A 25,857-nucleotide genomic window follows, 5' to 3' on the forward strand; every position below is an offset into this window, starting at 1 on the left:
GGAGGAGAGCCAGGATTCGCGGCTCTGGCCGCCCTTCCAGGCGCGGGTCGTGAAGCCGAGGATCTCGACCTTGACGCCGCAGCGCTCCAGCGTGCGCGCGAGGATGTCGGCGCAAGTGGCGGCGACCGTGATCGGCCGGCCGCGCATCGAGCCGGAGTTGTCCAGAAGCAGGGTGACGACCGTGTCGCGGAAGGTCGTGTCGCGCTCGCGCTTGAAGGAGAGCGGCGCAAAGGTGCCGGCCATCTCGTCGATGATGATGCGGGGCAGGCGGGCCGGGTCCAGATAGCCCTCCTCGAGATCGAAATCCCAGGAGCGGTTCTGCTGCGCCATCAGGCGGCGCTGCAGCCGGTTGGCGAGGCGTCCGACGACGCCCTGAAGATTGGCGAGCTGCTTGTCGAGGAAGGCGCGCAGGCGTTCCAGCTCGGCTTCGTCGCAGAGCTCTTCGGCGGTGACAGTCTCGTCGAACTCGGTCGAAAAGACCTTGTAATCGATGCCCGACAGGATGTCGTTATAGGGCTGGTCGGGGCGGATCGCCTCGCCGGGCTCCTCGGCGTCGGCGTCGAGGTCTTCCTCCATGTCGTCGGCGGTCGCCTGCGAGGCGTCCATCTCGCCGGCCTCGGGCTGCTCGCTCTCGGCCTGGCTGTCCTCGGCCTCGGACTGCTCCTCGCCGCTGTCTTCCTGGCTGCCGCCCTCGGTATCCTCGTCGGCTTCCGGCTCGTCCTCGTTGTCCTCGTCGGAATCCTCCGGCTCCTCGCCGGCCATCTCGTCGGCGAGTTCCATCGACACGAGCATGTCGCGCACGGCGCGGGCAAAGGCGTTCTGGTCGTCGATCGACGCTTCCAGATTGGCAAAATCGCCGGCGGCCTTGTCGTCGATCCAGTCGCGCCACAGATCGGCGACGGCGGCGGCGCCCGGCGGGGTCGGCCGGCCGGTCAGCTTCTCGCGGACGAGCAGCGCGACGGCTTCCGACAGCGGCGCCTGCTCGCGCTCGGTGACGGTGGCGAGATTGGCGCGCGTGAACTTGTCGTCGATCATCGCCGAGATGTTGTCGCCGACGCCCGGCATCCGGCGCGCGCCGATCGCCTCGACACGGGCCTGCTCGACGGCGTCGAAGACGGCGCGGGCGTCCGCCCCGTCAGGCGCGGTCTGGGCGTGGATGCGCGGATTGTGGCAGGCGGTTCGAAGCGCCATGGAATCGCCGACGCCGCGCGTTACCATCACGTCGTTCTGGGTGATGCGCTTCGGCAGGTCGGGCAGGCGGGCGTGCTTGCCGGCAAAGGCCGGCTCGGCCACTGCCGCAATCAGCGGATTGGAAATCTTGAAGTCGATTTCGAAGCGGACACGCGTCCCCTGCCCTTCAGGCTCGAAGCTCCAGACGCTGTCGAGATAGGCGAAGGGCCCGTCCACGGCCTTGGCGCGGATGGTCCGCGCCGTTTCGTCCAGGCTCACCCGGCTTGTATAGGCCTGGGTGATCGGCCCGAAGGAGATGGTCATCCGCGCCAGCCGCACATCCTTGCCCCCCGCCGCCGGATCGGGTCGAACCTGCATCGCCTGGCAATTGGGGATGAAGCGCGGATAGTCCTCAAGGTCCGAGACAATGTTGAACATCCGCTCCGGCAGATGCGGCACATGCCGTTCGTAGAAGCGCTTCATCTCAGTGGCCGAGCTTCGCCAAGCGGTTGGCCTTGAGGCGCGCAAAATCTTCGCCGGCATGGTGCGACGACCTGGTCAGCGGGCTCGACGAAACCAGAAGAAAACCCTTTGACGTCGCCACGGTGGCAAAGGACTTGAACTCTTCCGGTGTCACGAAACGCTGCAGCGGATAGTGCTTCTTGGTGGGCTGCAGATATTGCCCGATGGTCAGGAAATCGACATCTGCCGAGCGCAGGTCGTCCATGAGCTGCAGGACTTCATTCCGCTCTTCGCCCAGCCCGACCATGATGCCGGACTTGGTGAAGATGGTCGGATCCAGTTCCTTGACCCGCTGCAACAACCGGATTGAGTGGAAATAGCGCGCCCCGGGCCGCACCTTGAGATATTTCGAAGGCACGGTTTCGAGATTGTGGTTGAAGACGTCCGGCTTGGCCGCGACCACGATTTCCAAAGCCCCGTCCTTGCGCAAAAAGTCCGGCGTCAGGATTTCAATCGTCGTTTTCGGGTTACGAGCACGGATCGCGAGAATGACATCGGCAAAATGCTGCGCCCCGCCATCGCTGAGATCGTCGCGGTCGACCGAGGTGATCACGACATGCTCAAGCCCGAGCTTCTCGACGGCAATGGCGACATTTTCCGGCTCGTGCGGATCAAGGGCGGTCGGCAGGCCGGTGCGCACATTGCAGAAGGCGCAGGCGCGTGTGCAGATCTCGCCCATGATCATCATGGTCGCGTGCTTCTTGCTCCAGCACTCCCCGATATTGGGGCAGCCGGCCTCCTCGCAGACGGTGACGAGATTGTTCTCGCGCACGATCTTCTGCGTCTCATTGTAGACCGGCGAGCCCGGCGCCTTGACGCGGATCCAGTCGGGCTTGCGCAGCACGACGCTGTCGGGCCGGTTGGCCTTTTCCGGGTGGCGCGGCTTTGCAACCGAGTTGTCGATGAGCGTGACCATTTCAGTCCTGACTGGGGCCTGGAGTTTCACAAAGAAACGCGGCCCAAAGAGTTAGCCCTATATCGCTCCCAAGAGCGGCCGGTTCAACCCGGCCTTATGGGTGATTGGCAGCCATGCAAGCCGCCTATCCCAGGATTTCCGTCATATCCACCCAGTCCCCGCCGCGCGAGGCCGACAGGATCGTCGCCTGCACTAGGGCCAATGAACCGAGATTGTCCTCGCCCGAGCTGAATCCGCGCGGAACGGCACCACCATCGAGCACAGTGGCGATCGCGTTGAGCGTGCCCTGGCGATCGGCAAACCTTACCGGGCTGAGCTTGACCTTCTCCGCCTTGCCATCGAGCGGCCGCAAGGTCAGTTGGTCCGGGCCGGCCTTGTCGCGGAAATGGTCGCGCGAACTCCAGGCAATCTGCCCCTCGGCGCCGTCCATCACCCACTCGCCGGCCCAGGGCGTCACCGGCCCCGAATTCATCCAGCTGGCGCGATAGGACACCACCGTGCCCTTGGAAAATTCGATCGTCGCTACCCCGCTCGGATCGAAATGGAACGGGCTGCCAGGCGGGTTCCAGGTCCGGCACGACAACCGCACCGGCTCATCACCCAGAACGAAGCGCATGAGGTCGAAATGGTGGATCGACATGTCCGCGAGCAGCGGGTCGGGCATGTCCCAATAGCGATAGCCCTGGCTCGGGCCATGGCGCCGAAAATCGATCGAGACCATGTTGAGCGCGCCGAACTTGCCCGCAGCGATCAGATCGGCCGCGGCAATCGGCGCCGGCTGGTGCCGATAGTTCTGGCTGACCATGAGCACCCTGCCCTGCACCTTGGCGAGGGCCACCAGTTCCTTGCCCTGGGCAATGGTGGTGGTGAAAGGCTTCTCCACCAGCACATTATAGCCCAGTTCCAGGCACCGCTTGACGACCGGATAGTGTGCTTCGGTCCGCAGCGTGCAGAGCGCCAGTTTCGCATCGGTGTGCTTGGCCGCATCTTCCAGGCTGTGAAAGCAGAGTTGTGGGTCCACGCCCAGCTCGGTCTGCACCCGCTCAGTGGCCTCGGGATTGGTATCCACATAGCCCACCATCTCGACAGTGGGAACATTGGGGATAACGTCTTTCGACCAGCTGAAACCCCAGTGCCCCAGCCCGATTTGGATTGCCTTGACCATGTGGATAACTCCTGTGGTTGTACGTTCCGCCTCGGCGCCGCGCACCGCGCCGATCGGTCAGATGTTCAGCGAGCGACCATAGGCGTCGAGCACGCTTTCCTTCATCGTCTCGCTGAGCGTGGGATGCGGGAAGATGGTGTGGATGAGCTCTTCCTCGGTGGTTTCAAGGTTCATGGCAACCACGAACCCCTGGATCAGCTCGGTGACCTCGGCACCAACCATATGGGCGCCCAGAAGTTCCCCGGTCTTGGCATCGAAGATCGTCTTCACCAGCCCGTCCGGTTCACCCAGCGCAATCGCCTTGCCATTGCCGACAAAGGGGAAGCGCCCGACCTTGATTTCGCGCCCCGCTTCCTTGGCCTTGGCCTCGGTCAACCCGACACTGGCCACCTGCGGCTCGCAATAGGTGCAGCCGGGCACCTTGGTCTTGTCGAGGCCGTGAACCTTCATGCCGGCAATCTTCTCGACTGTAATGACAGCCTCATGCTCCGCCTTGTGCGCCAGCATCGGCGGACCGGCCACATCGCCAATGGCCCAGATGCCCTCGACATTGGTCTTGCCATAGCCATCGATGACAATGGCGCCGCGCTCGGTCTTGACGCCCACAGTCTCAAGGCCGAGGCCTTCAATATTGCACTGGACGCCAACCGCCGAGATCAGCTTGTCACCAGCGATCTGCTGGGTCTTGCCGTCCTTGGTCTCGACATGGGCGATCACGCCGTCCTTGGTCTTTTCGACCTTCGCGACCTTGGCTTCGGTGAGGAACTTGATGCCGCGCTTCTCCAGCCGCTTGCGGGCCAAGCCCGAAATCTCGGCGTCTTCCACCGGCAGGATTTGCGGCAGCAGCTCGATGACAGTCACGTCCGCACCCAGCGAGCGGTAGAAGGACGCGAACTCGATGCCGATGGCGCCCGAGCCCATGACGACGAGGCTCTTGGGCATTTCGGCGGGCTTCAGCGCCTCAAAATAGGTCCAGATCTTGTCCCCATCGGGTTCGATGCCCGGCAGCACGCGCGGACGGGCGCCAGTGGCGATGATGATGTTCTTGGCCTTGTAAGTCCCCTCGCCCAGCGCATTCTTGGGCACCGGACCCTGCGGCTGCACTACCGGCTTCTTGGAAGGGCCGACCTTGACCTCGCCGGGCTTGGTGATCGTGGCCTCGCCCCAGATGGTGTCGATCTTGTTTTTCTTCATCAGGAACTGCACGCCATTGTTCATCTGCGCCGCAATGGCGCGCGAACGCTTGACGATGCCGTCGAGGTCAAAGCCGAACTTCTCGGCGGTGAGGCCATAGTCCTTCGCATGGCCCATATGGCCGTAGATTTCGGCCGAGCGCAGCAGCGCCTTGGTAGGGATACAGCCCCAGTTCGAGCAGATGCCGGCCATGTGCTCACGCTCGACAATGGCCACTTTCATGCCCAGTTGCGCGCCGCGAATGGCGGCGACATAACCGCCGGGACCAGCGCCGATGACGAGAAGATCGTATTGGTCAGCCATAAGGGCCTCCAGAAGTAATCGGGCTAAATGCCCAGAACCTGTTTGACGAGCGGCACCAGCCCCTCGCCGATAGCGGCCGTATTGGCCGGATCGAGATGCACGCCGTCGCGCGGGTCCGCCTTGGCGACCGTCGCGGCGTCAAAAAAGGTGACCCCGGTTTCCTCGGCATGCCGACGGTAGTGCCGCGCAAAGTCCTGCGACTCACGCAGCAGATGATCGAGACCGCCAAAATTGCTCAGCATGGCCTCGTTGGTTGTCGGCACGATATGCGGCGGCGATACGAGAATGATCTGAGGCACGGCTTCGCCGGTAGCAGCGAAATGTCCCCGGGTCATTTCTATGAGCCGTCGGGCGCCACGAGCCGCGAAGGCAGCCGTACCGGCCACAAAGGGCTTCAGATCATTGGTGCCCAGCACGAAGATGATGAGATCGAGCGGCTTGTGGCTATCAAGGATGGTCGGCAGGATGCGCGCACCGTTCCGGTCCGCGGCCGCCGTCCAGTCGTCATAGGCCGTGGCCCGGCCACCCAGACCCTCGGCAATCACCCGCGCCTTGCCACCCAAACCCTTTTCCAATGTCGTCGGCCAGCGGTGCTCGAAACCATGCCGCGGCCCGCCACCAGGGTCCGCGCCATATGTCAGGCTGTCGCCATAGGCGAGAATGGTCTTCATGCCTTCGTGCTCCGAGCCGTCGCCTTGGGCTTCAAGGTGCCTGCAAAAGCCAGGCTCCTGCAGAGCCACTCCGCGGCGCGTTTCTCATCGGATAGAATGCCCATCGGTAGGGACACGTATTCTTTCATTGCCGCGCCGCTCTCGTGCACATAGGGCTCGCCGCCAATCTGCTCCAGTTCCGCACGCTCGACTTCGCCAAGCCGCACGGCAACAACGCCTTTCTTGTCGAGAAACGAGTACATGTTACCGTTGATTGACGTGTAGGGCATTGTTGCGCCTTTCAACTCACAACCCTCCGTCGCGGCGACCGCGGCTCGGTAGAGCCGGGTTTCCATTTCGGGGGCAGCTGAGCTTGGCTTTCTGGCGTTCATGCCAGCATCATCACCGGATTTTCGATCAGCCCCTTGTACACGCCCAGCACTTCAGCACCCAGCGCACCATCGACCGAGCGGTGGTCGCAGGAAAGCGTGCAGGTCATGAACTGGCCGATCTTGATCTCGCCCTTGTCCGGATAGACCCGTTCTTCACCCACGCCGACCGCGAGGATAGTGCCATGCGGCGGGTTGATGACGGCGGCAAAATCCTTGATGCCGAACATGCCCAGGTTCGAAACAGCCGAAGCGCCACCCTGATATTCGTGCGGCATCAGCTTCTTGTTGCGCGCACGGGTGGCGAGATCCTTCACCGCCTCGGAAATTTCGCGCAGGCTCTTGGTATCGCAACTCTTGACCACGGGAGTGAACAGGCCACCTGGAATGGCCACGGCCACCGCAACGTCCGAACGCTTGTGATAGAGGATCGAATCCCCGGCCCAGGTGGCGTTCGCAAGCGGTACGCGCTGCAGCGCAATGGCCCAGGCTTTCATCACGAAGTCATTGACCGAAAGCTTGAATTCCGGCTTGCCGTCCTTGGACTTGGGCGCCGTCGCATTGATCTGTTCGCGGGCAGCCAGCAGGGCGTCGATCCTGCAGTCCACCGTCAGGTAGAAATGCGGCACGGTCTGCTTGCTCTCGGTCAGGCGCGCCGCAATGGTCTTGCGCATGCCATCAGCCGGAACGAGGTCGTAGGTGCCTTCCTCGTACATGGCCAGAACCTGGGCCTTGGTGAGCCCACCGGCCATGGCGGCGCCACCAGAGGCAGCGGCCGGAGCCGATGCTGCGGCCTTGAGCGGCGTTTTCCCCGACTTGGCAGCTTCCACGTCGGCTTTGATCACACGGCCCTTCGGCCCTGTGCCGGAAATGGCAGCGACATCAATGCCGGCCTCCTTGGCGAGACGCTTGGCCAGAGGTGAGGCGAAGACCCGTCCACCCTCGGCCTTGGCCGGCGCAGCGGCTGGCTTGGGAGCCTCGGTCTTTGCCGCCGGTGCAGGCGCAGCGTCAGCCTTGGCCGTCTCCGCCTTGGGTGCTTCGCTCTTCGGAGCCTCTGACTTCGGCGCCGGAGCCGCAGAACCTATGGCGCTTGCGTCCTCACCTTCCTGCAAGAGCACGGCGATGACGGCGTTGACCTTCACATTGTCGGTGCCTTCATCGACAAGGATTTTGCCGATCTTGCCTTCATCCACGGCTTCCACTTCCATGGTCGCCTTGTCGGTCTCGATTTCGGCGATCACGTCACCTGAGGAAACGCTGTCGCCTTCCTTGACGTGCCACTTGGCGAGCTTGCCCTCTTCCATCGTCGGAGAGAGCGCCGGCATGGTGATATCGATTGGCATCCCGGGTCTCCTTACGAACGATAGGTCACGGCATTCACGGCCGCGATCACTTCATCAACGTTGGGCAGCGCCAGCTTTTCGAGGTTGGCGGCATAGGGCATTGGCACGTCCTTGCCGGTGATGCGCATGACCGGCGCGTCGAGATAGTCGAAGGCGCCTTCCATGACGCGGGCCGATAGTTCGGCACCGATACCGCCCTGCGGCCAGCCTTCTTCCACGGTCACCAGGCGCCCGGTCTTCTTGACCGACTCGATGACGGTCTCGCTGTCCATCGGACGCAGCGTCCTGAGGTCGATCAGTTCCACGTCGACGCCGGCAGCAACCAGCTTTTCGGTGGCCTGGGTGGCATAGCGCATGCCCATGGAGAAAGAGACAATGGTGACATCCGCACCCTTGCGGGCAATGCGGGCCTTGCCGATGGGTAGCACGAAATCATCGACCTTGGGCACGAGGCCGGTCGAACCGTAGAGGATTTCGTTTTCGAGGAAGACCACCGGATTGGGCGAGCGGATGGCGGCCTTCAGGAGGCCCTTGGCATCGGCCGCGCTATAGGGCGCGATGACGGTGAGGCCCGGAACGTGGCTGTACCACGCCGAATAGTCCTGGCTGTGCTGGGCGCCGACGCGGGCGGCGGCACCGTTGGGGCCGCGGAACACCATGGGCGCCGTTACCTGACCGCCGGACATGTAGAGCTGCTTGGCAGCCGAATTGATGATCTGGTCGATCGCCTGCATGGCAAAGTTCCAGGTCATGAACTCAACGACGGGCTTCAAGCCGGCAAAGGCGGCACCGACGGCGAGACCGGCAAAGCCGTGCTCGGTAATCGGGGTATCAATCACGCGGTCCTTGCCGAATTCCTGCAGCAGGCCCTGGGTGATTTTGTAGGCGCCCTGATACTCGGCGACCTCCTCACCCATGATGAAGACATCCTTGTCGCGGCGTAGTTCTTCGGCCATGGCCTCGTTGAGCGCCTGGCGCACGGTCATCTCGACCATCTCCACGCCTTCCGGCAGGTCCGGATCGGCCTGCGGCTCGAATTTCGGCGCAGCGGGAACAGCTGCCGCAGGCGCTGACTCGGCCGCCTTCCCGGCGGCTGCCACGGGGGCTTCGGCAGGTTCGGGAGCCGTTTCGGCCACCGGGGCCGCAGCGCTCTCTGCGCTTTCGCCTTCGGCAAGCACCAGGGCGATGGGGGTGTTGACCTTTACGCCTTCGGTTCCCTCTTCCACCAGGATTTCCTTGACGACACCCTCATCGACCGACTCGACTTCCATGGTGGCCTTGTCGGTCTCGATCTCGGCCAGTACATCGCCGGCCTTGACCGTGTCACCGACCTTGACGACCCATTTGGCAAGCTTGCCTTCTTCCATGGTCGGCGACAAAGCGGGCATGAGGATTTGGGGCATATCAGCTCTCCACAAGAATCGCGCCGGGCATGGAGGCCAACGGGCGGATAGAGGAATTCGGGGACAGGGCTGCGGCATCAATCCGCCAGCCATTCAATTTTCTGGATGAGACATCGGCGGCGCCGGCTGGGCGCTGGTTGACCATCCAGCCGCTCAGGATCAGGCCCAGCAGCCCAAAAGCGAGTGCGGCCATAACTGCGCGCTTGTAGATGCCAGCCTGAGCCTCGCCGGCAAGTCCGGCACGGCGTTCGATCTCTGCAAAGCGCCACCAGCCAAACAGCCAGCCGCGCCAGGCCTGGGCAGGCGCCAGCTTGCTGATGGCCACGGCCTGCACGGCAGCCAGAACCGCCGACAGCGCCGCAAACAGCAGGATGACGCCAAGCAGGATGGTCATAAACTGCCTCAGGCCTCGATCGTGATATCGGTCCAGAGCTCGGACGCATCCGGCTCGGGATCGTTCGTTGCGAACTCTGCCGCCTCGGTGACGATGGCGCGAATTTCGGTCTCGATCTTCTTGAGCTCTTCCTCGGTGATGCTGCCACCTTCAAGCAGACGCGCACGCACCTGCTCGATCGGATCGCGCTCCTGCCGGTACTTGGTGACTTCATCCTTGGACCGGTACTTGGCCGGGTCGGACATGGAGTGACCCCGATAGCGATAGGTCAGCATCTCCAGGATATAGGGGCCCTTGCCGGACCGGGCATGCTCAATGGCGCGCTGAGCAGCATCATAGACCATGCGCACATCCATGCCGTCGACCTGCTCGCCCGGAATGTTGAAGCTGAGGCCACGCTGGGAAAAATCGGTCGTCGCCGCGGCGCGCTCGATCGAGGTGCCCATGGCGTATTTGTTGTTTTCGATGACGTAGACAACCGGCAGGTTCCAGAGCTTGGCCATGTTGAAGCTCTCATAGACCTGGCCCTGATTGGCGGCACCGTCGCCGAAATAGGTGATCGAGACCGAACCGTCGCCCGTGTATTTGCTGGCAAAGGCAAGCCCCGTGCCCAGCGAGGCCTGGGCGCCCACAATGCCATTGCCGCCATAGAAGCGGTGTTCATTGGAGAACATGTGCATCGAGCCGCCCTTGCCCTTGGAAAGGCCACCCTGACGCCCAGTCAATTCGGCCATGACGCCCTTGGGATCGAGCCCCATGACCAGCATGTGGCCATGGTCGCGATAACCGGTGATCTGGGCGTCCTTGCCCTTCTCAGAGGCCATGGTGATGCCGGTGACAACCGCCTCCTGACCGATATACAGGTGGCAGAAGCCGCCGATCAGGCCCATGCCATACATCTGGCCGGCCTTTTCCTCGAACCGACGGATCAGCAGCATCTCGCGAAACGCTTCGAGATCCTGTTCCTGGGTGAACTGGGGGACGTTGGGCTGCGTCTTGGCCTTGGTGGCCGTCGCCTTGCGCGCCATTCTACACTCCGCTTGGGTCGGGGAATTTGCCGCTCTGGCCCGATCAGGCCACTTTGTGCATGATACTGCAAGCCGCAGGCCAATAACATTGCCCGGCAACACGCTTCGGATAGAGTCTAAAGCGTTGAATCCGCTTGTATTATCGAGATTAACTGATCGTCGATTAATTCAACGAATTGACCGGAAATTGGTTTACCCGTGTCCGGGTTCACCATGACCAGCACATCGTCGGCATGGGCCATGTTCAGAAGCGCCCGTGCGCGCTCGGTGACGATATCAGGATCCAGATGACGGGGGTTCATCAACGCCGCCCTGTGCCGATAGGCGTCGATTTCCGCCTGAAGTGCAGCACTGCGATCCTGCAGCACTTCGATATCGGCCAGGATATCCTCCCGATTCTCGATGCCGAATTGACCCGAAATCGCCGAATAGCCCAGATAGCCCTGGAAACAGAGCAAAGCCACTGTCAGGGCCAGTGGTCGCCAAAATGCAGGACGTTTGAGGCGGGTGGGCATGCGCAAACCAGGTTCAGACACATAACCATGCCTGACAAGGCATTAATGCCCGGTTGAAACGGGCGCCCATCACACCCGGCGCAGAGTCGAGAACTCCAGAGTTTCAACACCGCGCCGAGACCGCAAAAGTGGCGGAAAGGCCTCCCGCATCAGGAGGCCGCGCCCAATGCCTCGTTCGCAGCAATCGCCGCCATGTTGACGATGCCGCGGCTGGTAACCGACGGCGCCAGGATATGCGCCGGCGCTTGAGTGCCCATCAGGATGGGACCAACAGCCAAGCCGTTGTTCATCTCCTTGAGCAGCGTCATGGAGAGGTTGGCAGCATCGAGATCGGGAAACACAAGTAGATTGGCCTCACCCTTCAACACCGTGTCGGGAATATAGCGTTCGCGCAGGGCCTCATTGAGTGCCAGGTCACCTTGCATTTCGCCCTCGACGATCATGTCCGGAGCAATGGCCTTGAGCTTGTCATAGGCCGCTCGCATCTTGTAGGCGCTATCGCCGTCGCGTGACCCAAAATTGGAGTAGCTGAGCAGCGCCGCCTTGGCTTCGATATTGAAACGCTTCAAGTGATCCCGCGCCTGCAGCGTGATCGAGACGATTTCATCGGCGCTTGGGTTCTGATTGACATAGGTGTCGGTCAGGAAGAACGCACCCCGCGGCATGATCAGCATCGAGAGCGCCGATACCTCGGTGACACCCGGCTGAAGGCCGAGAACGGATTTGATGTCGCGCGCGTGCTTGATGAAGCGGCCCTGCAGCCCGCATAGCATGGCATCAGCGTCGCCGCGCTTCACCGCCAGCGCGCCAATGACAGTCGTGTTGGTGCGAACAATAGTCCGCGCGGTGTCCGGGGTCACGCCTTGGCGACCGACCAGCGAATGGAACAGGGTGACATAGTCGCGATAGCGCGGATCATCTTCCGGGTTGATCACCTCGAAATCGCGCCCTGGCTGGATGGAGAGGCCAAATCGTTCGATGCGCGCTTCCAGAACGGCGGGGCGGCCAATCAGGATCGGACGCGCGAGACCTTCCTCAAGCAGCACCTGAGCCGCCCGCAATACGCGCTCGTCCTCGCCATCGGCAAAGGCAATGCGCTTGCCCTGCCCCTGCGCGCGGTCGATGATCGGCTTCATCACCAATCCAGACCGGAAGACAAACCGGTTGAGGCTGTCCTGGTAGGCGTCCCAGTTTTCGATCGGCTTCTTGGCCACACCCGATTCCATCGCCGCGCGAGCCACCGCCGGAGCAATCCGCAGGATCAGCCGCTGATCGAATGGATTGGGGATGATGTGCTCTGGTCCGTAGACCGCCGGTGCTCCGGAAGTTGAGACCTCCAGCCCCGGCTCACGCGCCAGCTTGGCAATGGCGCGGACGGCCGCCAGCTTCATCTCCTCGTTAATCGTCGTGGCGTGCACATCGAGCGCGCCCCGGAAGATGAACGGGAAGCAGAGGACGTTGTTGACCTGATTGGGATAGTCCGACCGGCCGGTGCAGACCATGGCGTCCGGACGCGTTTCCTTGGCAACCTCCGGCATGATTTCCGGATTGGGATTGGCCAGTGCCAGGATCAGCGGCTTCGGCGCCATTTTGGCCAGCATTTCGGGCTTCAATGCCCCCGCTGCCGACAGGCCCAGGAAGACATCGGCACCATCGATGACTTCGGCCAGCGTCGTCGCCTCGCTGGTCCGGCGGAATTGCCCACGCCACTTGTCATTGACGTCATTGCGTTTGTGGGTAACCAGCCCATCCTTGTCGGCTACCCAGATGTTCTCATGCTTGGCACCCAGCGCCACCAGCACGTTGAGGCAGGCAATCGCGGCCGCCCCTGCCCCGGATGTGCAGATTTTGGCTTCACTGATCGTCTTGCCGGCCAGTTCCAGCCCATTCAGGACCGCAGCACCGACGATGATGGCCGTACCATGCTGGTCGTCATGAAAAACCGGGATCGGCATGCGTTCGCGCAGGGCTTCCTCGATCTCGAAACAATCCGGAGCGCGGATGTCCTCCAGATTGATCCCACCGAAAGTAGGCCAGAGGGGAGCGACTGCGTCGGTGAATTTCTGCGGATTGATTTCGTCGATCTCGAGGTCGAAGACATCGATACCGGCAAACTTCTTGAAGAGAACGGCTTTTCCTTCCATCACCGGCTTGCTCGCCAAAGCGCCGATATTGCCCAACCCCAGCACGGCCGTGCCGTTGGAGATCACGGCCACCAGATTCTGGCGGGATGTGTAACGAGCAACCGCCTCCGGTGTCTGCGCGATCTCCTCGCATGGAGCGGCCACGCCGGGCGAATAGGCCAGAGCCAGATCGCGCTGATTGCCCAGAGGCTTCAGCGGCTGGATCTCCAGCTTGCCGGGCTTTGGAAACTCATGAAAATGCAACGCGGCTTCTCGCAATGCCTTGCGCTGCTCATTGATATCGGTGGACACGAAGCTCTCTCCCGGCAGGCCAATCGGCGCGTTGGTGCCATCAATCTCTTAAATTGAAAAGGCCGGATACGCCCAAGGCGTCGAGTCCGCGGCAAAAATGCGGCGGCTTGGAATGCTGCAACGTTTACGGAGACAGACATGTGACAGAAATGGAGCGCGAGGCCCCGTCTATCTCCCGGGCAGACAGGATCAGGCCGCCGATGCGACCACTTCCAGCCGCGGCTGCGGATTGGACGCAGAATGCAGGGCCAGAGCCAGTTCCTTGAAGGCCGTCACCTTCAACGCCGGCGCGAAGATGTATCCCTGCGCGTGCAGGACGCCCCTTGATCGCAGATAAAGCGCCTGTTCTTCCGTTTCGACACCTTCGGCGACGATCTCGCAATCAAGATCCTTCGCCATGGCAATCAAGCCATCCAGCACAGGCACCTGGGTGGTCCCTGGCTTGATCATATCAACGAAAATGCGGTCGATCTTGATGACGTCGACCCCCAGCGTCGCAAGATAAGCGAGGTTGGAATGCCCGGTCCCTGCGTCATCCATGGCCAGCCGCGCGCCAAGCGCGTGCAGCCCTGAAATAACGCTTGTCGTCGCCATCGAGTTGGTCAGTGGCCGCCGCTCGGTGATCTCGAAAACCAGCTGCCGGAAATTGATCGGCGACTGACCGAAGATGGCTTGCACGTCTTCAACAATGCCCACATCGCGGAAATGCCCTTCGAACAGGTTGATCGAAATCTTCATGTTCGGCAGCGTCTTGGACAGCTCGCCCAAATCGTTGCGCACCTGTTCCATCAGCGAAACCGTCATCGGGATAGCGAGCCCGGTAACCTCCGCATAGTCGATGAAGGCGCCCGGCGGGATAACCTGGCCGTTGCGCTTTTCCCAGCGGCAGAGCACTTCGCAACCCACTAGTTCGCCGGTCCGCAGATTGATCACGGGTTGATAATAGGGCTTGATTTCGTTGCGTTCTATCGCCCGCTCCAGATCGAACGCCGGAACGCGCGAGCGCCTTGCATAGCTCAGATTGAACAGCAGGAAGACTGCGCTGGCGAGACAGGCGATGACCGTGAAAATCACATCAAGGTCTGCATATCCGGATCGCGCCATGGCAAAGGGCACCGCATATTCCACCTTGATTGGGAACTGCCCTGCATAGCCCTGCGCACTTATATAATCCGTACTCGACTGCCGGCGGTCAAACCCAGACGGGTCGCCAAGCGTGACGATCGACAGCCCATTGGTGAGCGTCACGCGCAGCATGGACGAGTCCGGCAAGGTGTCGGTCAGGGCGGCTTCGGATTGAGCCATCAATGGCACGAACGTCGAGACCCGGCGCGTTTCTCCGAATGTCTGGGTAATCTTGAGCGCCGGCATGGCCAAGTCACCGAGCTTGACGACGGCAATGGTCTCGGTCAGGCCGGGGACCGGCAGCGCCTGCGACAGCGGCGAATAATCCACGACGCGTCCATAGGCGTCGCAATACTGAACCCCGTCCAGGTTTTCGACCAGGAACTGCTTGAGGTTCAACCCCGCTTCAATGGCTTCCTGAGCGTTGGTGACGAATGTTGGCGTGCATAGTGAAGGGCTCGCGGCAATCACCTTCCGTAAAGCGCTCACACCATCCATTATGCTTGAATTCAAGTGTGAGCTAACGGTCTCAACATATAGCTGAGCCTTTTCTTTCTCCCGGTATTGCACATAGGCATCAAGCAGGTAGTCCACCGCAATAATGGGCACAAACGCCAGGATGGCGCCCAAGAGCATCAGGACATGGGATAACCTGGATTTCACCTGCGAATCCGAGCTCGGAAAATCTTGCCTACCTGCGTAGCAAGCAAGGCTTTAACGGGTCGTTAATGCTGATTAACCGGCGCTAACCATGATGAAGATGAAAGAGGCGACCCTGGGTCGCCTCCTTTGACGTGATCACAGTGGTGGTCTGCTTTGGAGCCGTCAGCTCTGAACGTTCAACCGGATGCTGAGTTCGCGGAGCTGCTTGGGGGCAGCCGCGCTCGGCGCGCCCATCAGCAGATCCTCCGCCTGCTGGTTCATCGGGAACGCGGTGATTTCACGCAGGTTTTGCACGCCACAGAGCAACATCACGATGCGGTCGATACCAAATGCCGCTCCGCCGTGCGGCGGTGCACCATACTGGAACGCCCGGTAGAGACCGCCGAACTGCTCCTCAACTTCCTGGCGCGATTTGCCAGTCAGTTCGAAGGCCTTGATCATCGTCTCGGGCTCCTGGTTACGGATCGACCCCGAAGCAATCTCGAAACCGTTGCACACCGCATCGTATTGATAGGCCTTGAGCGACAACGGATCTTCCGAGTTCAACGCGTCCAGCCCACCCTGCGGCATGGAGAACGGGTTGTGGGCAAAATCTACGCGCTTTTCTTCGTCGTCCCATTCGTAGAAGGGGAAATCGACAATCCAGCACAGCGCGAATTGATCAGTGTCCACAACACCCAAATCCGTACCGACCTTGGTCCGGGCTTCACCGGCGAACTTGTAGAACTTCTCCGGACGGCCCGCGACGAAGAAGACCGCGTCGCCGTCTTCCAGTCCAAGCTGGGCTTTGAGTGCGGCAGCGCGTTCCTCGCCGATATTCTTGGCGATCGGTCCCGAGCCCTGCCCTTCCTTGAAGAAGATGTAGCCCAGGCCCGGCTGCCCCTCACCCTGCGCCCAGGCGTTCATGCGATCGCAGAAGGCGCGACCGATCGGCTCGGCGCCGGCCTTGTTCTTGGCCGGGATAGCCCAGACTTCGACCTTCGGATCGGCCTCGATCTGGTTGGCAAAGACCTTGAAACCGGATCCGGCAAAATGCTCAGTCACGGCCTGAATCTCGATCGGGTTGCGCAGGTCTGGCTTGTCCGACCCATATTTGCGGATGGCTTCGGCATAGGGGATGCGGGGCCAGCCCTTGGTCACCCGCTTGCCATCTGCGAACTTTTCGAACACCTCGGTCATGACCGGCTCGACCGTGTTCCACACGTCTTCTTGGGTCACAAAGCTCATCTCGAGGTCGAGCTGGTAGAATTCACCGGGCAACCTGTCGGCGCGCGGGTCCTCGTCGCGGAAGCAGGGTGCAACCTGGAAATAGCGGTCGAAGCCAGCCACCATCAGCAACTGCTTGTATTGCTGCGGGGCCTGCGGCAGGGCGAAGAACTTGCCAGGATGGATGCGGCTGGGCACCAGGAAGTCACGCGCACCCTCGGGCGACGATGCCGTCAGGATCGGCGTGGAAAATTCGGTGAAGCCAGCGTCACCCATCCCGGCGCGCATGGCCGAAATGATCTTGGTGCGCTTGACGATATTGGCGTGCAACTTCTCGCGCCGAAGATCGAGGAAGCGATAGCGCAGCCGGATGTCCTCGGGGTATTCGGCGTCACCAAACACCGGCAACGGCAATTCTTTGGCCACCGAGAGAACTTCGATTTCGCGGATAAATACCTCGATGGCACCGGTCGAAATATTGGGGTTCACCGCCGCGACATCGCGCGGCTTGACCTCGCCGTCGATGCGCAACACCCATTCCGAGCGCACCTTCTCAGCGTCGGCAAAGGCGGCGGAATCCGGGTCAACGACGCACTGCGTGATGCCATAGTGGTCCCGCAGATCGATGAACAACAACCCGCCGTGATCTCGGACGCGGTGCACCCAGCCAGACAGGCGTACATTATTGCCGGCATCGCCCGCCGAAAGGGCGCCACAGGTGTGGGAACGGTAGCGATGGAGGGTCATGTCAGGTCTCGAAAATGCTAGAGAAAGGCCGGAATCTTGCGCGGGAAAAGCGCATGGCGGGGCAAACTTGTCAAGCATCAGCGCTCAACCCCGGCGGCCCGTTCACCGCTCGAAAAATCCAAGGTGGAGCAATCCCGGCGCACCTGCTAGGAAGAATAGTGACGATTTTGAGACGGTATGACGTATGGACCTCATTGTTTCCACAGAGGCGCTGGCGGCCTTTTGCGAGCGCGCTGCCCAGTTCGAGTTTGTGACGGTCGACACCGAGTTCCTGCGGGAAACGACATACTGGCCCCGTCTCTGTCTGGTTCAGGTGGCAACCGACGACGAGGCTGTGCTGATTGACCCCCTCGCGCCCGACATCAAGCTGGCGCCCTTTTTTGCGCTTCTGGCCAATCCGAACGTCACCAAGGTTTTCCACGCGGCCCGGCAGGATGTGGAAATCTTCGTCAAGCTCACGGGCGCGGTGCCGCACAATATCTTCGATACGCAAGTCGCGGCCAGCGTTTGCGGCTTCGGCGACAGCGCCTCCTATGACAGCCTGGTCCGCGCCATCTGCAAGGTCGAACTGGACAAGTCGTCCCGCTTTACCGATTGGTCGGCCCGGCCGCTCACCGAAAAGCAGCGTACCTACGCCATCGCCGACGTTACCTATCTGCGCGACATCTACCGGGAGTTGCGCAAGCAGGTCGAAGCAACGCGTCGCTGGGACTGGGTGGAGGACGAACTGACCACCTTGCGGAGCATCGACACCTATGTCGTGCGTCCAGAGCAGGCCTGGGAGCGAGTGAAGATGCGGTTTAACCGCCCCCGCGACCTGGCGGCCATCAAGGTTCTGGCGAAATGGCGCGAGCAGCGCGCCCAGGACAGCGATCAGCCACGCAGCCGCATTCTCAAGGACGACGTCTTGGCAGAATTGGCGACCCAGCGCCCCCTCACCCCCGACGCCTTCGAGAAGCTGCGCGCCGTGCCTCGCGGCTTTGGCCGCAGCAGTGCCGCGGGAGAGATCATCGCGCTGCTCAAGGAAGTGGATGCGCTCCCAAAATCGGCGCTGCCGACCCTGCCGGAGCGCTATCGGGGGCCCTCACCCAAAGGTGCGGTCGGCGACCTGGTCCGCGTTCTCCTCAAGGCCGTCGCCGAACAGCATGGCGTCGCCGCGCGCATCATCGCGACGTCTGATGAAATCGACGCCCTCGTGCTGGATGACGATGCCGATGTGCCCGCACTCAAAGGTTGGCGGCGCAAGCTGTTCGGTGAAAAGGCCCTGGCCATCAAGCATGGCCGGATTGGGCTGATTGCCACCCGCAAGGGTATCGTGGAATTTCCGGTCAGCCAGGCCGAGGCCGCCGAATAGGCTTATCCGACGTCCACGCGCCAGCTTGGGTGGGCAGCGACTTCGGCAAACTGACGCAGGCGATTACGCAGGTGGTCGCCGTCGAGGAACGCAAAATCGGCCGGCAGGTTCAGCACCAGCGTCTCCCCGTCGACGCTGAACCGGGTGCGTGGCAATACCCCGGGCATTGCAGCGGTCATCGGGTAGGCGACACGCATCATCGACCCGATCAGCCGTGCGCGGGCAGTCAAGTCCTCCGAGCCGAGTGGCACCAGCACCTGTGCGGCCTTGGACTTGAGGCCGTCATACCGCACTGCCAGGGCCTGCGCCAGGAAGGAGCGCCCAGGATGGTCTATGCCGGTCAACGAGCCATAAGCCACCGAGTCCACACTTTGCGGTCCTCGGTAATCAGGATGCGAACGCCAGCCGATATCGGCCAGCAGGCAGGCAACCACCCGCAGACGCGCTGCTTCCGGCGTTTCCTCAGCGCCGATCGCGGCGAAATATTGGGCTGTAAACTCAACCAGGTCATTGGCATGCGCGGGCGACCTGGACCGCAGGATTGAAAGCTCTTCTGCGCCCTGGATAAGCGGATCGATACCCCGTTCCCGCTCGTCGAGCATGCCGAAGAGATAGCCTTCGCGCACGCCCAATGCCGAGAATACGACGCTATCGAACCGCCCTGCCCGCAGAATTTCGGCCAGCACTGCCGCGCCGAATGGCACCAGTTCGCGCCGGGAATTGCTGACATTGCCTGAGCCGGGATAGCCCTTGAGGGCATCGGCAGACACGATCTCCTCGCAGAAGGCGATCATTTCGTTCGCCGGCACCACATAGTCCTGCACCATATGGAGGGGATATTCCCGAACTGCCTGGTGCAGTTTGGCAAGGGATCGCCAGGTGCCGCCAATAGCAGCGAATCGCGACCCGGGCTCAGCCTTCCCCAGTATGGAGTTTTCCAGCCGGCTCCGGACCAGGCTCGCGGCCTTCTTGGGCGAGCTGTCAGCATCGTCTTGCAATCGGATAACGCCCAGCTCGAAGCTCTCACCATTGGTGTCCAGTCCGTTGGCGATATCGGAAAGCTCAAGACTGCCGCCGCCAAGATCACCGACAACGCCACAGAACCCGGGAATGCCCGCAACCACGCCCAGCGCGGCATAGTGTGCCTCTTCCTCTCCACTCAGGACGCGGACGCGCGCATCCATGATCGCTTCGACTGCGGAGACAAACTCGTTGCGGTTGGCCGCGTCACGTACCGCAGACGTGGCCAGAATATAGACTTTGCCGACCCGCATCATGCGCGCCACGAGCGCAAAGCGCTTCATGGCTTCGAGCGCCTTGGCCATGTTGGCGTCGGCCAGTCGTCCGGTTTGGGCCATGCCCCGCCCGAGGGCGCAGGCTGCCTTCTCGTTGTAGAGCGGGGTCAGCGCCCGCGCATGGCGTTCATAAACCACCAGGCGCACCGAGTTGGAGCCGATGTCGAGGACCGCAACAGGACGAGCTCCCTTTATGCGCCCCTGCGCAGTTGGATCGGCATCGACGCCCCAGAACTGTGTCAAATTCAATCCTCGTCGCTCTCCGACATGCCCGCACTGCCGCGGCCGGACAGTGAGGGATTGGTCATGAAGTAGTCATGGGCGTTGAAGGGCTCCTCCCCTTCAGCCACCCTTATACGGTGCGAACTGCCATCAGGCAGCACTTCCCAGCTCTGCTGGTTATCCTTGAGATAGGCAACCATTATGCGGTCCAGGATCTGCTTGTGCACCGTTTCGTTGAGGATCGGGACCAGGGTTTCGACACGACCATCGAGATTGCGGCCCATGATATCGGCCGAAGAAATATAGACCTTGGCTCGCGGCGACGGCATCGGTTCGCCATTGCCGAAGCAGTAGATGCGGCTGTGTTCGAGGAAGCGACCGACGACCGATTTGACCCGGATATTGTCCGAGAAGCCCGGAATCCCGGGTCTGAGGCAGCAAATGCCCCGCACGATCAGATCGACCTTCACACCGGCCTGGCTGGCGTCGTAGAGCGCATCGATGACCTGCGGGTCCACCAGAGAATTCATCTTGAGCAGAATGCGTGCAGGCTGCCCGTTGCGTGCCAGTTCGATCTCGTGGGCGATATTGTCGACCAGGGTTTGCCGCAGATTGACCGGCGAAACGGCAATCGTCTCAAGTTCCGTGGGACGGGCATAGCCGGTGATGAAATTGAACACCCGTGCCACATCGCGCGTGATGGCAGGGTCGATGGTGAAGTAGCTGAGGTCGGTGTAAATCTTGGCAGTGATCGGGTGGTAATTGCCGGTGCCGATATGGCAGTAGCTCACCAGCTTGCCTTTTTCGCGGCGCACCACCTGGCTGAGCTTGGCGTGGGTCTTCAGCTCGACAAAGCCGAACACCACCTGCGCACCGGCACGTTCCAGGTCACGCGCCCAGCGAATATTGGCCTCCTCGTCGAACCGCGCCTTGAGCTCGACCAGGCAGGTGACGGACTTGCCCGCTTCCGCGGCCATGACCAGCGCCTTGACGATCGGGCTGTCTGACGAGGTGCGATACAGCGTCTGCTTGATCGCCACCACATCCGGGTCGCGAGCCGCCTGCATCAGGAACTGCGCCACCACGTCGAAGCTCTCAAACGGGTGGTGCACCAGAATGTCCTTGGCGCGGATGGCGGCAAAGCTGTCGCCGTTATAGTCCCGGATGCGTTCTGGAAAACGCGCAAGATAGGGCGGAAATTTGAGGTCCGGACGATCCACGTCGCAAATCTTGCGCGCGTCGGCCAGGCCCAGAAAGCCATGCACTTCGAACACATCGGCTTCCTTGACGCCGAGCTGTTCGCCAATCTGCCGCTTCAAGGCGCGGGGCATGGAGCGTTCAATCTCCAGGCGAATGACCTGACCACGGCGACGTTGGCGCAAAGCGCTTTCGAACTCCACGACCAGATCGGCGGCCTCGTCGTCAATTTCGATTTCGCTGTCGCGGATGATCCGGAATGCGCCGGAGCCGACCACCTCATGGCCCGGAAACATCTTGTGGAAGAACAACTTGACCAGTGTGTCGATCGTCACGACCTCGGAACGGCCTTCTGAGACGAGGCTGCCTGGCAGGTTGATGAAACGATCCAGATTGCCGGGAATGCGAACCAAAGCCGTCAAATGCTGGTCGCTGTTGGGCCGCTTGAGTTCGAAGGCCAAAGCCAAGCCCAGATTGGGGATGAAGGGGAATGGGTGCGCAGGATCGACGGCGATCGGGGTCAGGACCGGAAAAATTTCTTCCCGGAACAGCTTCTGAAGATAGGCGATTTGCTCGCTGGTCAGGTCATCGGCTTCATGAATGACCACATTCTGGGCGAACAGCTCTTCGCGCAAATCCTTCCAGTGGTCCTGCTGCTCAAGCTGCAGGTGCTGGGCGAGGGTCGCGATTTCCTCGAGTTGCTCGGCGGGGGAGAGTCCATCCGCGCTCTGCTTGGTCATTCCGGCGCGGATCTGGCCCTTGAGACCAGCGACGCGGACCATGTAGAACTCGTCCAGATTGTTGGCCGAGATCGACACAAAACGAAGCCGCTCAAGCAGCGGATGCGCCTCATTGCCGGCCTCTTCGAGCACCCGCATATTGAATTGCAGCCAGCTGACCTCGCGGTTGACGAAGCGGGCCGGACTGCTGCGCAATGCCTCAATGTCCGGCACCGACCCTTCGGTCTCGGCGATATCGCTCATCTCATTCATCGGTTTCAGCGTCCCAATCCTGTCGCCGGTCCAGCCCGTGCGCATTTTTGCGCATCACCAGGGCTTCCGACGCTATTGTGCGGGTAATGGCTGACCCTTTTGCAAGAGCCAACCTGTCCATCAGGTCCACCAGGATCGCGGCCTCCTCCGAACTGCGCTCCATGCGCGGGACGATATAGCCGATCACCCTGGGGTCCACCTTGATCTGTCGATCACCGAACAATTTCACGAACATCTGTGACAACTCGATGTCGTCGCTGATCTCGAGACGGAACTCCGGTGCCCGGCGCACCCGCGAACGCACATCATCGGTCCGCAACGGCCAGTGCGCAACCTCTTCCCGAGCGGTGAGGAGCATCGTGCGCTCGCCGCGTATGGCTTGGTTGAGCAGGTGAAACAGATGGTGCTCGTCATAGGCGAGCCGATCCACGTCTTCGACCAGCAGAGCCTCGCGCCCCGGTGCAGAGGCAATTGTGGTGATGCTATCGGGTGTGACCGCAATAGCGCCGCTCCGCTCGAGGAAGATTCTGGCCAGATGCGACTTCCCCGACGCCGGCGGCCCGACAACGAGCGTCACCCCATCCGGCCAATGCGGCCAGGCCAGGATGCGCGCATGTGCAAGTGCATTGCCCGCGCCCACCAGAAAGTCATCTTCGGCATGAGACGGTTCATGCTCGAAGTCGAGCGGCAACTGCCGCGGCCCCAGGTCAGGAAGCGGCATCGTCATTGGGCGCGGCCCGCTTGGGGCCCAGATAGAGGGTACTTTCCTTGTATTTGCGCACGCCATAACGCACGAGCACGGAGGCTATGGCCGCCATTGGCACGGCCAGCAGAAGGCCGACAAATCCGAACACGGCGCCCAGGGCCAGCAAAGCGAACATCATCCAAACCGGGTTGATGTTGATCGAGGACCCAACGAGCTTGGGGTAGAGAATGTTGCCCTCGATGAATTGCCAGAACAGATAGATGCTGGCCACCAACACCACCATCCACCAGTTCGGCGAAAACTGCACGATGGCAATGCCGACGGACAGGCCAAGCCCGACCGTGAAGCCGACAAAGGGAATGAAGCTGAGGAGCCCGCCAATCAGGCCGACAGCCAGGCCGTAATTGAGCCCCACCAGGCTCAAGGCCGTCGCGTAGAACGCCGCGTCAAGCAGCAGCACACTGCCCTGCCCACGAATCACGCCGGCCATGGACTTGTCGATCTCCCGCAGGATCCCTTTGACTTCCCGCTTGTGCTGCTTGGGCAGCAGCTCATCGATGCCGCGCACCATGCCTTCCCAGTCCAGCAGGAGATAGAAAGCCACCACCGGCGCCAATACGGTAAAGCCGACAACGGCAGCGCCCGTCAGACCGATATTGACCAGTTCGGCCGGCAGGGTCGCAATGAAGCCGAGCGCCTGGCGCGCCAGATCGTTGAGGCTCGACTGGAACTGTTCGGCCCGCCCTGGCCCAAGCCACTCGTTGATCTCGGGCGAAAGGGCGACCGCAAGTTCCTGCAAGTCACCCACATAGCCCGGCAGGCGCTGGATCAGGCCGATGATCTGCTGGCCGATCAGCGGCACGAACATGAAGAACACGCTGACGATGACGGTCAGCACGCTGAACAGCACCACTACCGTCGCCCAGACGCGATTGAATCGCCACTTCTGCAACTGGTTGACCAGCGGGTTCAGGAGATAGGCCAGAGCGGCGCCAACCACAAAAGGCAGCAATACGCCGCGGAAGATCCAGAGTGACAGGATAAGCGCGAGCAGAAGCCCGATCCAGATGACCACTTGATTTCTGAGTGCCATGAAGCCGGGCAGCCCTTGCGTCCAGGTAATCGAAAAGCTATCAGGCCGTCTAACGGCCAGCACCGAAAATATCAACCAACCCGGGTCGCGCGCGAGAGTTTCCGCCCGCAATCCCCAGCATGGCAAGAAGGCTCATGTCCGACCCCCAAAACCTGCCATCAAATGGGCTGTCATACAAGCAGGCCGGCGTAGATATCGACGCGGGCAATGCCTTGGTCGAAGCCATCAAGCCGGCGGTACGCTCCACGCGTCGTCCGGGTGCCGACGGCGAGATCGGCGGCTTCGGCGGCCTGTTCGATCTCAAGGCAGCGGGCTTTGTCGATCCGGTTCTGGTTGCCGCCAATGACGGCGTGGGCACCAAGCTCAAGATCGCCATCGACACCGGCAAGCACGACACCATCGGCCAGGACCTCGTGGCTATGTGCGTCAACGACCTCATCGTGCAGGGTGCCGAGCCGCTGTTCTTTCTCGATTACCTGGCTACCGGCAAGCTCGACGTGGCCCAAGGTACCGCCATCGTAGAGGGCATCGCTCAGGGCTGCCGACTCGCCGGCTGCGCCCTAATCGGCGGCGAAACCGCCGAAATGCCAGGCATGTATCACGGCAATGACTATGATCTTGCCGGTTTCGCCGTCGGTGCTGCCGAGCGCAACGCCCTGCTCCCGCGCAAGGACATTGCTGCTGGTGACGTACTGGTGGCTGTCGCATCCTCTGGCGTCCATTCGAACGGCTATTCTCTTGTCCGCAAGGTCGTCGAGATGTCCGGCATGGGTTGGGACGCTGCCGCTCCGTTCGCCAAGGGCAAGACGCTCGCCGAAGCGCTGCTGGAGCCAACCCGCATCTATGTTAAGCCCCTGCTGGCTGCCATTCGCGATGGCATCGGCATCAAGGCCCTGGCCCACATCACCGGCGGCGGCTTCATCGACAATATTCCGCGCGTGCTGCCCGAAGAGCTCGCGGCCGATATCGACCTTGGCGCAGTCACCGTACCTGCCGTCTTTGGCTGGCTCGCCAAGGCAGGCGGCATGAGCGAGCGCGAGATGCTGCGCACTTTCAATTGCGGCGTCGGTATGCTCGTGGCCGTCACTCCAGAAGATGCGGACAAGCTGGTGGCCAGCCTCACCGCTTTGGGCGAAACCGCTGCTATCGTTGGCAAGCTGACTGAACGTTCCGGCGAACCGGTCACCTTCCGGGGCAAGCTGGCGCTGTGACGACGAAAAAGCGCGTCGCCATCCTCATCTCAGGCCGCGGCTCCAACATGGCTGCGCTCATCGAGGCCGCCAAGGCACCGGACTATCCGGCCGAGATTGTCGGCGTACTGTCCAACAAGGCGGACGCCGCCGGCCTCGACTTCGCCCGTCAAAACGGTATCCCAACCGCATCCGTCTCACACAGGGACTATGCGAGCCGCGAGGCCTTTGACGCAGAGATCGAGAGAGCACTCACCGCTTGGGCTGCTGATCTCGTTTGCCTTGCTGGCTTCATGCGTATCTTTAGCAAGGATTTTGCTGAGCGGTGGACTGGGCGTATGCTCAACATCCACCCTTCCCTACTTCCCAAATTCAAGGGCCTGCACCCTCAGCAACAGGCTTTGGACGCCCGAGAAAGCGAGAGCGGCTGTACCGTGCACTGGGTGACCGCGGATCTGGATGCGGGGCCAGCCATCTTGCAACGCCGGGTTCCTGTTATGCCGGGTGATACCGCCGAGACATTGGCAGCGCGCATTCTGGTTGAAGAGCATCGGGCCTACCCCGAGGCACTGGCCAAGCTAGCCCGAGGCGAAGTCAGCTACACTGGCTGAGCCAAGTCAACCCATCACAGCAATTGATG

At 61.6% G+C, this 25,857-nt stretch carries 21 protein-coding genes; 3 read left to right on the plus strand and 18 right to left on the minus strand.

Features of this window, described 5'->3' with window-relative positions; translation table 11 throughout:
• The 14 genes from QZ564_RS03510 to aspS all read right to left on the minus strand — a co-directional run.
• Positions 1–1,653 (minus strand): SRPBCC family protein (locus QZ564_RS03510; RefSeq protein ID WP_363311480.1); only part of this gene is annotated, 1,653 nt, incomplete at its 3' end.
• Between the two features lies 1 nt (position 1,654).
• Positions 1,655–2,608 carry a lipoyl synthase gene (gene lipA, locus QZ564_RS03520; RefSeq protein ID WP_297104680.1) on the minus strand — a complete coding sequence of 318 codons (954 nt, stop codon included), beginning with the start codon at positions 2,606–2,608 and terminating at the stop codon, positions 1,655–1,657.
• A gap of 124 nt (positions 2,609–2,732) precedes the next feature.
• Positions 2,733–3,773, minus strand: a complete 1,041-nt coding sequence (locus QZ564_RS03525) for a Gfo/Idh/MocA family oxidoreductase (RefSeq protein WP_297104683.1) — start codon at positions 3,771–3,773, stop codon at positions 2,733–2,735.
• A gap of 57 nt (positions 3,774–3,830) precedes the next feature.
• Positions 3,831–5,270, minus strand: a complete 1,440-nt coding sequence (lpdA, locus tag QZ564_RS03530) for a dihydrolipoyl dehydrogenase (RefSeq protein WP_297104686.1) — start codon at positions 5,268–5,270, stop codon at positions 3,831–3,833.
• 23 nt (positions 5,271–5,293) lie between these two features.
• A complete protein-coding gene (locus QZ564_RS03535) occupies positions 5,294–5,941 on the minus strand; it encodes a GDSL-type esterase/lipase family protein (protein WP_297104690.1) in 648 nt (215 codons plus the stop codon).
• The gene (locus tag QZ564_RS03540; protein ID WP_297104703.1) at positions 5,938–6,312 is read right to left on the minus strand and encodes a TfoX/Sxy family protein; all 375 of its coding nucleotides are present in this window, start codon (positions 6,310–6,312) and stop codon (positions 5,938–5,940) included. Before QZ564_RS03540 ends, QZ564_RS03535 begins: the two co-directional genes overlap by 4 nt.
• Positions 6,309–7,652, minus strand: coding sequence for a pyruvate dehydrogenase complex dihydrolipoamide acetyltransferase (locus QZ564_RS03545; protein ID WP_297104708.1), 1,344 nt, complete (start codon positions 7,650–7,652; stop codon positions 6,309–6,311). Before QZ564_RS03545 ends, QZ564_RS03540 begins: the two co-directional genes overlap by 4 nt.
• Positions 7,653–7,663: 11 nt before the next feature.
• On the minus strand, positions 7,664–9,055 hold the full coding sequence (locus QZ564_RS03550) for a pyruvate dehydrogenase complex E1 component subunit beta (protein ID WP_297104713.1): 1,392 nt from the start codon (positions 9,053–9,055) through the stop codon (positions 7,664–7,666).
• Position 9,056: 1 nt separating this feature from the next.
• Positions 9,057–9,449, minus strand: a complete 393-nt coding sequence (locus tag QZ564_RS03555) for a hypothetical protein (protein ID WP_297104718.1) — start codon at positions 9,447–9,449, stop codon at positions 9,057–9,059.
• Between the two features lie 8 nt (positions 9,450–9,457).
• The gene (pdhA, locus tag QZ564_RS03560; protein WP_297104721.1) at positions 9,458–10,477 is read right to left on the minus strand and encodes a pyruvate dehydrogenase (acetyl-transferring) E1 component subunit alpha; all 1,020 of its coding nucleotides are present in this window, start codon (positions 10,475–10,477) and stop codon (positions 9,458–9,460) included.
• 116 nt (positions 10,478–10,593) lie between these two features.
• Positions 10,594–10,992, minus strand: coding sequence for a septum formation initiator family protein (locus QZ564_RS03565; protein WP_297104724.1), 399 nt, complete (start codon positions 10,990–10,992; stop codon positions 10,594–10,596).
• Positions 10,993–11,141: 149 nt separating this feature from the next.
• Positions 11,142–13,427: an NADP-dependent malic enzyme gene (locus QZ564_RS03570; RefSeq protein ID WP_297104727.1), complete on the minus strand. Its 2,286-nt coding sequence runs from the start codon at positions 13,425–13,427 to the stop codon at positions 11,142–11,144.
• A 189-nt stretch (positions 13,428–13,616) separates the two neighbouring features.
• Positions 13,617–15,215, minus strand: a complete 1,599-nt coding sequence (locus QZ564_RS03575; RefSeq protein WP_297104730.1) for an EAL domain-containing protein — start codon at positions 15,213–15,215, stop codon at positions 13,617–13,619.
• Between the two features lie 162 nt (positions 15,216–15,377).
• A complete protein-coding gene (gene aspS, locus QZ564_RS03580) occupies positions 15,378–17,168 on the minus strand; it encodes an aspartate--tRNA ligase (protein WP_297104733.1) in 1,791 nt (596 codons plus the stop codon).
• A gap of 184 nt (positions 17,169–17,352) precedes the next feature.
• Between aspS and rnd the strand changes: the two genes are divergently transcribed.
• Positions 17,353–18,522: a ribonuclease D gene (gene rnd / locus QZ564_RS03585; protein ID WP_297104737.1), complete on the plus strand. Its 1,170-nt coding sequence runs from the start codon at positions 17,353–17,355 to the stop codon at positions 18,520–18,522.
• A gap of 2 nt (positions 18,523–18,524) precedes the next feature.
• On the opposite strand, the gene QZ564_RS03590 is transcribed toward rnd, so the two are convergent.
• From QZ564_RS03590 to QZ564_RS03605, 4 genes are read right to left on the minus strand one after another with little or no spacing between them, the layout of a single operon-like run.
• The gene (locus tag QZ564_RS03590) at positions 18,525–20,060 is read right to left on the minus strand and encodes a Ppx/GppA phosphatase family protein (protein WP_297104739.1); all 1,536 of its coding nucleotides are present in this window, start codon (positions 20,058–20,060) and stop codon (positions 18,525–18,527) included.
• A 2-nt stretch (positions 20,061–20,062) separates the two neighbouring features.
• On the minus strand, positions 20,063–22,219 hold the full coding sequence (locus tag QZ564_RS03595) for an RNA degradosome polyphosphate kinase (RefSeq protein WP_297104742.1): 2,157 nt from the start codon (positions 22,217–22,219) through the stop codon (positions 20,063–20,065).
• Between the two features lies 1 nt (position 22,220).
• Entirely contained in the window at positions 22,221–22,955 is a 735-nt protein-coding gene (locus QZ564_RS03600) for an AAA family ATPase (RefSeq protein ID WP_297104745.1), read from the minus strand.
• Complete coding sequence (locus QZ564_RS03605; protein WP_297104748.1) at positions 22,936–24,027, minus strand: AI-2E family transporter; 1,092 nt, start codon at positions 24,025–24,027, stop codon at positions 22,936–22,938. Before QZ564_RS03605 ends, QZ564_RS03600 begins: the two co-directional genes overlap by 20 nt.
• A 134-nt stretch (positions 24,028–24,161) precedes the next feature.
• Between QZ564_RS03605 and purM the strand changes: the two genes are divergently transcribed.
• The gene (gene purM / locus QZ564_RS03610) at positions 24,162–25,238 is read left to right on the plus strand and encodes a phosphoribosylformylglycinamidine cyclo-ligase (protein ID WP_297104751.1); all 1,077 of its coding nucleotides are present in this window, start codon (positions 24,162–24,164) and stop codon (positions 25,236–25,238) included.
• Positions 25,235–25,828 carry a phosphoribosylglycinamide formyltransferase gene (gene purN, locus QZ564_RS03615; protein ID WP_297104754.1) on the plus strand — a complete coding sequence of 198 codons (594 nt, stop codon included), beginning with the start codon at positions 25,235–25,237 and terminating at the stop codon, positions 25,826–25,828. The genes purM and purN overlap by 4 nt, the downstream gene beginning before the upstream one ends.
• Positions 25,829–25,857 lie beyond the last annotated feature (29 nt).

It is taken from the genome of uncultured Devosia sp., assembly GCF_913055165.1.
Taxonomy (GTDB): Bacteria; Pseudomonadota; Alphaproteobacteria; order Rhizobiales; family Devosiaceae; genus Devosia.